The sequence below is a fragment of the Desulfuromonadaceae bacterium genome, from assembly GCA_019429445.1.
Taxonomy (GTDB): domain Bacteria; phylum Desulfobacterota; class Desulfuromonadia; order Desulfuromonadales; family JAHYIW01; genus JAHYIW01.
The window spans coordinates 109,658-120,746 of the sequence record JAHYIW010000005.1 but is presented as its reverse complement, the minus strand read 5'-3'; the positions used below and the strand labels follow the sequence as shown (position 1 = coordinate 120,746).

General features: G+C 57.9%; 12 protein-coding genes. 2 read left to right on the top strand and 10 right to left on the bottom strand.

Annotation, left to right across the window (positions count from 1 at the left end; genetic code table 11):
• Positions 1-232 precede the first annotated feature (232 nt).
• Entirely contained in the window at positions 233-1,156 is a 924-nt protein-coding gene (gene uvsE / locus K0A93_03130) for a UV DNA damage repair endonuclease UvsE (protein MBW6511099.1), read from the top strand.
• A gap of 144 nt (positions 1,157-1,300) precedes the next feature.
• Positions 1,301-1,462: a hypothetical protein gene (locus tag K0A93_03125; protein MBW6511098.1), complete on the top strand. Its 162-nt coding sequence runs from the start codon at positions 1,301-1,303 to the stop codon at positions 1,460-1,462.
• Between the two features lie 105 nt (positions 1,463-1,567).
• Here K0A93_03125 and K0A93_03120 read toward each other — a convergent pair whose 3' ends face one another.
• The 10 genes from K0A93_03120 to K0A93_03075 form a co-directional block, all read right to left on the bottom strand.
• Entirely contained in the window at positions 1,568-1,900 is a 333-nt protein-coding gene (locus K0A93_03120) for a type II toxin-antitoxin system PemK/MazF family toxin (protein MBW6511097.1), read from the bottom strand.
• Positions 1,900-2,157: an antitoxin gene (locus K0A93_03115; protein MBW6511096.1), complete on the bottom strand. Its 258-nt coding sequence runs from the start codon at positions 2,155-2,157 to the stop codon at positions 1,900-1,902. Before K0A93_03115 ends, K0A93_03120 begins: the two co-directional genes overlap by 1 nt.
• Positions 2,158-2,497: 340 nt before the next feature.
• Positions 2,498-2,827, bottom strand: coding sequence for an ArsR family transcriptional regulator (locus tag K0A93_03110; GenBank protein MBW6511095.1), 330 nt, complete (start codon positions 2,825-2,827; stop codon positions 2,498-2,500).
• Between the two features lie 637 nt (positions 2,828-3,464).
• A complete protein-coding gene (locus K0A93_03105) occupies positions 3,465-3,917 on the bottom strand; it encodes a DedA family protein (GenBank protein MBW6511094.1) in 453 nt (150 codons plus the stop codon).
• 45 nt (positions 3,918-3,962) lie between these two features.
• Positions 3,963-5,681: a BatD family protein gene (locus K0A93_03100; protein ID MBW6511093.1), complete on the bottom strand. Its 1,719-nt coding sequence runs from the start codon at positions 5,679-5,681 to the stop codon at positions 3,963-3,965.
• Complete coding sequence (locus K0A93_03095) at positions 5,675-7,537, bottom strand: VWA domain-containing protein (protein MBW6511092.1); 1,863 nt, start codon at positions 7,535-7,537, stop codon at positions 5,675-5,677. The genes K0A93_03100 and K0A93_03095 overlap by 7 nt, the downstream gene beginning before the upstream one ends.
• A complete protein-coding gene (locus tag K0A93_03090; protein ID MBW6511091.1) occupies positions 7,534-8,514 on the bottom strand; it encodes a VWA domain-containing protein in 981 nt (326 codons plus the stop codon). Before K0A93_03090 ends, K0A93_03095 begins: the two co-directional genes overlap by 4 nt.
• A complete protein-coding gene (locus K0A93_03085; protein ID MBW6511090.1) occupies positions 8,511-9,017 on the bottom strand; it encodes a DUF4381 domain-containing protein in 507 nt (168 codons plus the stop codon). Before K0A93_03085 ends, K0A93_03090 begins: the two co-directional genes overlap by 4 nt.
• Entirely contained in the window at positions 9,014-9,970 is a 957-nt protein-coding gene (locus K0A93_03080; protein MBW6511089.1) for a DUF58 domain-containing protein, read from the bottom strand. The genes K0A93_03085 and K0A93_03080 overlap by 4 nt, the downstream gene beginning before the upstream one ends.
• Positions 9,970-10,938, bottom strand: a complete 969-nt coding sequence (locus K0A93_03075) for a MoxR family ATPase (protein ID MBW6511088.1) — start codon at positions 10,936-10,938, stop codon at positions 9,970-9,972. The genes K0A93_03080 and K0A93_03075 overlap by 1 nt, the downstream gene beginning before the upstream one ends.
• Positions 10,939-11,089 lie beyond the last annotated feature (151 nt).

Genomic DNA, 11,089 nt, shown 5'->3' with positions numbered 1-11,089 from the left:
TCATGAGCGCACCGGACGACCTTTAGGCTCAGGGTCCTTTCTGGACACGGTGGAGGAGCAGTTGAGACGGACGGTTCGCCCTCAGAAGCCGGGCCCCAAGAAGAAAGATCATTGAGTTAGGTATACTGTTTCCGGAACTCCCGGAACTCGTCCCCGGAACTCCCACCAGACCTTTTTGATTGGTGAGTGTCGCCGACCGACCGGCACAACAACCGGACAGGAGTATTTTTTTATGTTACGTCTCGGCCTTTGCTGCCTGTTCAAAAAGTCTCCCATTCATTTCAGGAGCACAACGGCGACGTTTGTTAAAAAACTTGCCCCCTCTTTGCGTCTCGATCGACTCAGTGACATTTGCCTCGCCAACGCCCGCTCTCTGCTCGCGGCAGTTGAAGAGGTGCACCGCCTCGGTATCGGTGCATTCCGGGTTTCGTCACCCTTGCTGCCGCTCTACACTCATCCTGACGTCGGCTATCGGCTTGAAGAGCTGCCGCAGGGTGAGGCGATCGTCGAATCCTTGGGTGCGGTCAAAGAACTCAAAGAGAGGTACCGGCTCCGGCTCAGTCTCCACCCGGATCAGTTTACACTCCTCTCCAGCCCCCGGCCGGCGGTGACGGCCGCGGCTCTCAAGGATCTTGAGTATCAGGCAATGCTGGCAGCTTTGATCGGGGCCGATACGATCAATATTCATGGCGGCGGGGTTTACGGCGATAAAGTGAGCGCCCTCGCGCGGCTGGTCGAGCAGGTCTCTGCGCTGTCCGAACCGATCCGCAGTCGCCTGAGCCTGGAAAATGACGATAAAAGCTATACAGTCAAAGATCTGTTGCCGGTCTGCGCAGAACTCGCGATCCCTCTGGTTTATGATGTTCACCATCATCGTTGCAACTCCGACGGTTTATCGATCGCCGAGGCAACACAAGCCTGTTTGAAAACGTGGCAGCATGTCGGACGCGAAGCTTATTTCCACATCTCCTCTCCCCGGGACGGTTGGGAGGGGAAATCGGGGCCGCATGCCGATTTTATCGATTTGACTGATTTTCCTGATGAGTGGAGCGGGCTCGATGTCACCATCGACGTTGAAGCTAAGGCAAAAGAACTGGCGGTGGTTAAGCTGCGCCAGGAGCTTGGCTTGCCAAAGTGGCAGTTCCTGGATCGCTAACGCCACCTCCAAGATTGGGTGCTGTCTGAATATTGCGTTCAATTGAGCCCTCTGTGACTCCTGTAGGTGACGATTGAAACCCAGCTTCTGTCGCCACTAATTTCACGCCTGTTGAAATTGATTGCAGTCAACTGGAGTCTCTCAATGCATGCGCTGCTTGAACTGGATGAATATTTTGTTGATAAATTTTTCTTTGCGGCCAACGAGTCTTACGACGGTAAAATGGGCGGGCATGAGGCAATTTTGGGTAAATATGATAGTTCCGGGGACATCTATCTTTCTACCCATTGCCGGGCCCCAGGATGAAGATCGCTGGGGCGAGAAGTACTTGAAAGCCAAAATGATGGCAAGGCGCAGCAATAGCAAAATAACAAGCAGCGTCCTTGTCTTATAGATTCTATCCCCAATCGGTCACTCGAAAATTGTGGACACCCTCGCCAGAACTTCATTCATGATTGCCTCCGGCACACCCTCCAGCTTATGGGCACTGCGCGAAGCTAAGTCGAGGGCACGAGGCTGGTCACATCTGATTGCACCCGTTGTTTTCGTTCCTGCCCCAATCAGCGATACTGCAAAGCCAGCCGTACGTGTAAAGTTGCCCCCGCTGGTAATTGGCAGTACGACTGGCGTTTTTGTCAGGCGGTTGAAGGACGACGGAGACACAACCAAAACGGGTCGTGTCCCCTGCTGTTCATGGCCTGAAGTCGGGTCAAGTGACACAAGGTAAATATCGCCGCGCTCCATTACAGTAGCTCACTGCCGACAGGCTTGTTTTCGAGCCAATCGCGATCTTCTGCACTGACCTCGGCAGATGCGTCACATTGAGCCAACAGTTCGTCCAGGCTGTATCTCGGACGTAATGTTGGCTCCACCACCAGGCGGCCGTGATCGACGGCCAGACCAACCGTTGCGCCAGCGTGCAAATGCAGAATATCGAGGATGGCCGGTGGTACGGCCAGCATGATCGAACCGCCTACTTTACGAAGGTTTGTCGTGTGCATAGTTCACATCTCCTTTAAGTTATACTGAAATATAACTTCCTGAAGTCGAAATTGCAAGGTGCATTCTCTATCTGTAACGAGAAGACCATAAGTGAAAATGTCCAACTTGTATAAGTTCCGTGAGTTCTCGGAACACCTGTGGGAGCGGCTTCCAGCCGCGAATACCTGACAATGTCAGGCAAAAACTTCGCGGCTGAAAGCCGCTCCCACAGATGAAAGCCGCTCCTGCAGCAGAAATGAATCTTCCCGATCAATTCGCCAGCGACCCGAATACCGTAACGATCAAGATGGGAGCAGACAAAGGCTGCCAACTCGCCTATGTTCATTTCGCGAATGGTCATCATAATGGTTTTGCAGCTCTACGTGGACGCTGTCGTTCCATCTGCAACCGCAGTCGCTCATCTTCCGGATAGAAAGTCAGGGCCTTTTCGACCAAGTCAGTCACTTCTGCAAGGAGAGGATAGCGGGGATTAAAAGAGTACAGTCGGGTTCTCCCAACCAGCGAACTGACAAGAATGCCGCCGCGCTCCAGAATTTCAAGCTGACGCTGGAGAGGAGTCAAACTACAGGCGAAGAATCGCGCCATGTCACGCGCATGCCCCTGACTGCGCGCATAGATGAAAAAAAGGACCCGTTCTTTGTTAATCGAACCGAAAAGGGATTCAAGCATAACGACCTCACAAAGATGTCAAATGATTTCTAATTGAGGTCATAATATCATTTCCTGTTCAGAGCGCAATCATTTGTATTCGTTATTTTCCAGATTAATATTAATCTTCCGCTGGAGGCACTTTCCGCTTCATTGGGCCAGAATCTACGCCTTGCTCCTCCCCTTGGGCTAAGGGGAGGTCAGGAGGGGCTACGTCTGGCAGGAACTGCCATGGGTTCAGAACACCCAACGAATTCTAACTCCCCCCAGCCCCCTCTTAATCTAAGCGGGGGTGAAAATCTGCATCTTGCTCCACGATAGAGAGTTTCAGCCAAACTTAGCGGAAGATCAGTGCTAATCTGGTTACTTGTTGATTCGCGCCGCCAAAAATACGAGCCTCGCCGGTTTATGCCTCAATCTTCAACTGCAAAAGTCAATCGACCCCCAATGATTCTTTCGACCCGCAACCCAGGGCACCCACGAGGGGTGCCCCTACGATGAACGACCAACCGGAGGCGAATTAGTTTAGTAGGGATGCCCCTTGCGGGTATCCGGGGTTTTGACCGGCGGCACCGAAACCCGCCTGCGGGTATCCGGCAGTTCATGGAGGAGTTCCGGGTATCTCTATTTTTTATCCTCACGCACCCTTATGCCATTCTCACATCAGCCTGTGTGTCGCCAGCGTCAATATCGCGACCAGCACATATCTGGTCAGCTTTCCAGTCGTCACCAGCACGGCAAACTGCCAAAACTTGACCCGCAACAAACCGCCCACCAGACAAAGCGGATCACCAATCACCGGCAACCAGGACAACAACAGGGACCAGCAGCCGTAGCGTTGATAAAATCGTGAGGCGCGGTCCCGCGAGCAATCATCGATCCGCAATACCCGCGTAATCAGCCACGGCCCACCGTACCAACCGATCACCCAGGTGGTCAACGCTCCGAGGGAATTGCCGGCGGTTGCGACCACGACGGTTACCAGCGGGTCGGAGTCGCGCAGCAGCAGTGACACCAACAACCATTCAGACCCGAGCGGGATCAGGGTCGCGGCAAGAAAACCCAATAGAAAGAGGGCAAGGAGCCCGTGATGATTCAGGAATAGATCCATTGACGCAGGTTGCCGGAGTTGAGCCGTAATGTCAATTGCGGCAATTTATTTCGGGTAAAGCTCTGCAATCCCGTTGGGCTCAAGCTTTTTACGTGACGGCTTTGGCTCTGAATTATACTGTGATAAAGCCTTCATCAGCTCCTCACTCCGCCAGTTGATGCTGTTATGGCCATAAATATGCTCCTGCAATTCGCGGATCCTGTCCTTCAGCGGGGCAGGGCAGGTGTCTGCAATACGCCCGAGACTGGCGAGCGCGGCGAGCTCGAAATGAGCCCGACCCCAGGCGATCAGCGCATCTCTGACCCGGAGTGGGTCGTTGTTGGCAGCGACACTGAGAAGTTGTTTGAACAGTTTTTCCTCGCTCTGCAAGTTTTTCCGGGGGGCTTCGACGGGTAATTCTTTTTCAGGATTCCGGCGACGGAAGAGCAGCACCAGCACAATAATCAATCCGGCAGCCAGCCCTGCACATAACAGCGACCACCAGGGCCAGGGAATAAAACGATCTTCGATCCCGTCAAAGGTTTCGTTGCTCGAACCAGCAGCCGGGATGGCGGTGGCCGGTGACACGGGCGGCTTTTCAGCCGTAGCGACGGGGGCGGCGACGGGGGCGGCGACGAGCAGATCACGACCGGGCAAGTGTGCGCTACGCTGTTGTCCGGTTGTTGTGTCCCACCACACAACTTCCATTGGCGGTAACCGCAGGCGACCGCTGCGGGTCGGCACCAGAGCATATTTTTCGGTGCGCAGAGCGACCATTCCCTGGGGACTGACGGTATCGGTCAGGGCCGGTTGATCGGGGTAAATCTTGAGGTTGGTGACATCCGGGGGGGGCAATGACGGGAGTTGCGCGGAACTCTGGCCGACGGCACGCAGGATGATGGTGCGGGTGACCGGTTCGCCAATTTTCAGTTTGAGTGGATCGGTCGACCACTCTTCCTGTAATTCGACCGCCTGCGCTGGCAGCCAGTCTGTTCCATTGGTTAGCGCTGCGGGAACGACGGTGACCTGTTGCTCTCTGGACTGCTGGCGGACAACCGGAGCCGCCGCGCCGAAGGGATCGAAACGGTTGACGCTGCGCTCGACGATGCGCCCCTCAAAGGTCAGCGGCGCGATGCGCAAAGTGCCGCTCTGCTGAGGGAAAAGGGCGTAGCGGCGTTCGGTGACAACGTAACGCACGCCGTCGATGAGTTTTTCGTAGTCACGATCATCACCGAGTTTCTGCACCAGACAATCGAGTTCGGGAATTTCCGGTTCGGTCAATGTCGCGGCGGACAGATTCACCGCACGCAACAGGCGCACGGTCAGCAGCAACTGCTCGCGAACCGTCAGCTGCTGTTTGTCGATCTCCACCTGCAATTCAATCTGCCGGTTTGCTCCGCGCGCCTGACTGGTTGCTGCGGAAACGACATCGACCGTCAGCCCGCGACTGCGGTCGCTGCCGAAGCTGATCGGCGGAATCGTCATCCGTCCGGCACGTTTGGCCATCAGGGTCAGAATCCATTCGGTTTTTTTCTGCACATCACCATTGATGATACTGAGTTGACTGCTGCGGTTCTGGCTGAGTATTTCAAAATCGCGCTGCAGTGGCGAAAAATCAGGGTCTGCAGCGGGGCTCTCGGTGGCACTGAAGGTCAGGGTCAGTGATTCGTTCACGGCCACCGGGTTGCGATCGAGGCGGGCATCGATCGTTAATGCCCAGAGCGGTGCGGCACTGCCGTTGATCACCAGGCAAACCAGCAACAGGCGCTGTAAAAACGCTACCATGATTGTTTCTCCGGTCGGGTTTCGCGTTGTTGATATTGATATAGAAATTTGCGCCGCAACAGGCCGCCGGGGTCATCGGGGATGCGGCGCAACCACTGCTCCATCATCTGTCGTTGCTCGGCTTCAAGGGGACTTTCTTCCACCGGTGGGGCGGGTTGCCCGGCGTTGTTAACGGTGGCGTCGGCGGATTCTTTTGTCGTGTCAGGTTGTTGCTCCTCCGCTGGCGTTTCCTGCGTTTCCTGTGCTTCGTCTTTGTCGGAACGGTTCTGCTCGGCACGCTTGTGTTTACTGTCCGGGGATGACTGGGTGCTCTGGTCAGCGTTCTGTTGCCCATTATTCTCGCTGTGCTGATCCTGGCCGCCCTGCTGTTGTCCTTTCCCCGCTTGATCCTGTGACGGATCCTCTTGATCCCCTTGATCCCCCTGATCCTGTTGCTTCTGTTGCTGCTGTTGTTCGCCTTTTTGTTGTTCTTTTTGGCGCTGCAACAGGTGTAGATTATGTCGTGCATCGGCGTGCTCGGGGTCGCGGCGCAACGCTTCTTCGTAGGCGGCCATGGCTGCATCGATTTGTCCGGCCCGGGCCAGGGCGTTCCCCCGGTTGTAATGATCATCAGCCCCGGTCAGGTTTTCCAGCACTTTTGCGGCTGCGACGAAATTTTCAGCGCGGTAGCGTGCGGCCGCCTGCCAGCGCGGATCGCTGAAATTTTCAGCGGCAGCTTTATAGTCTTCGGCTTCAAATTGCTGCGTCGCGCGCTGCTCGCGGTTATGCCACACTTCATTCCAGCTCAAGGCGTGGGCCGGGGTCGCGGTCAGCAGGCAGAAACTGCCGGTTAACAGTGGCAGGCACAGTGGCAGTAGCCACAGATAGCCGCGCAGCAACCATCCGCCCAGCGGCAAAAGGGGCAGCAACAACCAGGCGCCGTCTTCGATCCAGGTAGCGGCGGTCAGGTGCTGCGCCGAGGGATCTTTCTGTTCGTTGGCGGCCGCACGATGCCCGGATGTTTTCAGCAAGTAATCAATATCATGATCGTCGGCAGTTAACGTGGCGTAACGACCGCCATGATCGTCCGCCAGCTTTTTCAATGCGTCGGTGTCAAGACGACTGAGGACGATATCGCCCTGCGCGTCCTTGAAAAATCCACCGCCTGGAAGGGGGATCGGAGCACCGCTTGCGGTGCCGACCGCCAGAACATGCAGGCGCAAGGACGGCGGGAGATCGAGGGGGTCGTTCAGCGTCACCGCGTCGCTGATCAGCAGTAGCTCGCCGCGCGGCTGGCCCGCCTGGCGAAAAAGTTCCAGCGCCTTGGTCACGGCCCGGTCGGTGCGTGTCCCCTGGGTCGGCATCAGGGCACTATCGAGGGCCGTGAGTTGGGCAATAATTGTCCTCGTGTCGTCGGTGAGGGGGGTAACCACAAACGGTTCCGCCGCAAAGACGACCAGGGCGGTTTGCCCTTCGCGACGCTGGCGACAAATATCGATGATTTTGAGTTTGGCGCGGGTCAGGCGACTTGGCGCAACATCGGCGGCGTCCATCGAGCGTGACAGATCGAGGAGGATAACGAGAGCCGTAGTGGAGTGAAAGACCGGACGCGGTCGTTCGCGAAAGACCGGCCCGGCCAGCGCGACAACAAGCAGGACGATTGCCAGCGGGATGAAACGCCCGGACCAGCGCTCTGTCGGGCGTCCTGCGCTGAGCAGGTAGGGGATCAATGACGGATCGCAGACCTTCAGCCAGGCGCTGTTCCCTGCGCCGGGGCGACGGAAAAAATAGAGGGACAGCAACGGCGGCAGGGCCAGCAACCAGAGGGGGCGCAAAAAATGAAAGTTGCTTAAAAACTCGTTCAGCAAGGGGGTCATCCGCGCCTCCGGGGGAAGCGTGCCACAAGCAGCGAGGCAGCCAGCGCGGTGGTGAGCGGGTAGACAAAGAGGGCGGTCAGGGGGCGGTAGACGCGCGCATCCTGTGCCACCGGTTCGAGGCGATCGATAATGCGGTAGATCTCTTCGAGCTGAGCGGTGTCGCGGGCACGAAAGTAACGTCCCCCGGTTTGCTCGGCAATCGCGGTCAGGGTGGCTTCGTCGAGATCGGCAGAAGGGTTAACGCGGCGGTTGCCGAAGAATGAGCGCACGATCATCTCATCCGCGCCGATGCCGACGGTATATATTTTCAACCCTTCAGCGGCGGCCAGTTCTGCGGCCTTGAGCGGTGCGATCTCCCCTGCGGTATTGACGCCGTCAGTAAGGAGAATGAGGATTTTATCGCGCACGTTTTGCCCCTGGAAACGTTTAACTGCCAACCCGATGGCGTCACCGATGGCGGTTTCCTTCCCGGCCAGTCCGACCGCGGACTCATCCAGCAGGGTGCGCACTGTTGTGCGGTCGAAGGTCAGCGGGGTTTGCAGATAGGCTTGACGTCCGAAGAGGATGAGCCCGATGCGGTCACCGACGCGGCGCTCGATAAACTCTCCGGCAACCAGTTTGGTCGCTGTCAGTCGATCGATCATGGTATCGCGATACTGAAAATCCTCGGTGGCCATACTCCCTGACAGGTCGGCCGCCAGCAGCAGATCGCGTCCCTTGAGCGGCAGTTCGATCGGCGCGCCGATCCAGTGCGGGTTGGCGGCAGCGCCGACCAGCAGGAACCAGGCGAACAGCGCAACCAGCCGTCGCCAGCGTGGGGGCAGGCTGGTGTTGCCGGTCGCGAACGGGGTGAACTCCGGGGCATGCGGGATGCGCAGCGCCGCCTCAGCCCCGCCGTGCGGTCGTCCAAAAAAGAAGCGTAACAGCACCGGCAACGGTAAAACAAGGAAAACGTAGGGCCAGAAAAATTCGATCATCTGCAAACCTTTCTGGCCGGCAGTTTGCACAACCAGTCGCGACACAATGCCAACAGGTCAGCGGCTTCGCAATCAGCGCCGTTCGCCGGTCGGTAGGGCCCGGTCGCCAGAACCTGTCCCGCTCCCGCGGAGAAACCGTCAAGCTCGGTCGCCTGGTCGAGAAAACGCAGCCAGTTTGCGCCGGTCAGGGCAGCGCAATCGGTGCGCGGGAAACGGCTGATCGCCACCCGGCGCAGCAAGGTGGAGAGCTCGCGCAGTAATTGCTCGCGGTTCCGAGTACGGGAAAAAGTGTTTTCGATCCGGGTCAGTTCCGCCAGTGCAGCGGTTCGCCAGCGGCGTTGGCGGCGCATTTGCCGAAACAGGTAAATGAGCCCGGCAATGACAATCAGCAGCGCACCGAGCAGCCACCAGCCAGGGGCGGGGGGCCACCAGGGAAGAGCAGAGGGCGCGGGAAGGTGAATATCGCGCAGCGGCAGTTCGGCGGCGGGTCCAGCGGCGATCATCGCTGCCCCCGGCGCAGCAGTCGGTGCAGTGACTCCGCCGGTGCAACGGCGGTGGAGAGTGGCAGATAGAGTGCATCGTGACTGCGGCAAAAATGTTCAAGGGTGTGCTGGCGCTCGTCAAAGCGCGCGCGAAAGGCCGCGCGGGTGGCGGAACGGGTGCTGTCGAGACAGAAGACCGAGTCACGATCACGCAGCAGATAGTGCCCCGGTGGTGGCAGTTCCTGTTCGATCGGGTCGAAAATGTGTGCCAGGATCAGTTCCGAATGTACTGCCAGCCGACGCAGCAACTGGAGATCATCTTCGCTGAGGGTGCGAAAATCACTGAGGATAAAGAGGCGGCCCCCCGGTTTGACCAGGCGGGTTAACGGCGCAAAGTGGTCACGCACCGTACCGTTTGCCGGTACTTTTGCCGTACCAGCCCAGGCCGGGTGCCGACAGATTTCGCCGATCAGCCCGGTGACGGCTACCTTGCCACGCGCCGGACGCAGGATGCGGCTTGCTGCGGGGGTGAAGATCACTCCGCCAAGGCGGTCGCCACTGTGGAGCGCGTGCCAGGCGAGCAGGGCGGTGGTTTCGGCGGCCAGCACCGCCTTGTAGGCACGGCGGGTGGCGAAGAACATCGAGTTGCTCAGATCAAGCCAGAAGAGAACCGGGCATTCACATTCCTCACGAAACAGTTTGGTGTGGGGATGGCCGCTGCGGGCGGTAACGCGCCAGTCGATGGTGCGCACATCGTCCCCCGGCTGATAAGGGCGTACTTCGTCGAACTCCATCCCCCGCCCTTTGAAGGCGGAGAGATACTGGCCGCTCTGCCGTGCGCGAATTGGCCCGCTGCGCAGCGGCAGTCCTTCTCCCGCCGCCCGCAGGGCGATCAACTGGCTGACGGTGACTCTGGTTGGGTCGGTCAGGGATGCACGGTCGCCGCCAGGGCGGCGCATGCCGAAGGGGCGCATCACGGCACCGGCACCCGCGTCAGCAGTTCGCTGATCAATCGCTCGATATCCCAGCCATCGGCTTCTGCCGCGTAGGTGACCATGATGCGGTGGCGCAAAACGTCATGGGCAATCTCCTGAACATCTTCCGGCGACACATAATCGCGCCCCGCCAGCCAGGCGCGCGCGCGCGAACAGCGATCCAGAGCAATCGTCGCCCGGGGACTGGCACCATACTGCAACAACGTGGCAAGATCGTCGCCGTAGAGCTGCGGATTGCGCGTCGCCATCACCAACTGCACAATGTACTCTTCCAGCGGCTCGGCCATAAAAATATCAAGGACTTCGTCACGTGCGGCAAAGAGTGTCGCGGCAGGAACTTTCTTTGGCCGCTCATGCCTGGCGAAAAAATCCGCATGTGCTTCGCGCCGTGCCAGGTGCAGAATCTCACGTTCAGCGCTGATGTCCGGATAATCAATGCGCACCTGCATCAGAAAACGGTCGAGCTGGGCCTCGGGGAGGGGGTAGGTGCCTTCGTGCTCAATCGAGTTCTGCGTCGCCATAACGAGAAAAAGTTGCGGCAGCGGATAAGTCTGCTTGCCGACTGTAATCTGGCGTTCGGCCATCGCTTCGAGGAGCGCCGATTGCACCTTCGCCGGAGCGCGATTGATCTCGTCAGCGAGGATCAGGTTATGAAAGAGCGGGCCGTGCTGAAATGTGAAATCGCCAGTCTGCGGGCGGAAGATCTCGGTGCCGGTGAGATCGGCAGGAAGCAGGTCGGGGGTGAACTGGATACGATGAAAATCCCCGTCCAGCCCGTCGCACAGCACTTTTATCGCCCGCGTCTTGGCCAGCCCCGGAGCGCCTTCAACCAGTAGATGACCATCGGCCAGCAGGGCGATCAATAAACGCTCAATCAACTTGTCCTGACCGATAATCTGCGTTGAGATGTAGTTTTTGAGGTGGCAGATAATTTCTTGAGTGGACATGATAATTCCTCGCGGTTAGCAGATTAATGTCAGCGACAGGTTTATAGCAGGGTTTGAACATTTCCTCAAGGAGAGCTGCTGATAAGTGTCCGGGGATCAATATAATTCACACTCTTGCGATTTCAAGGGGCAGGGTGCGTTGCGGGGGGAT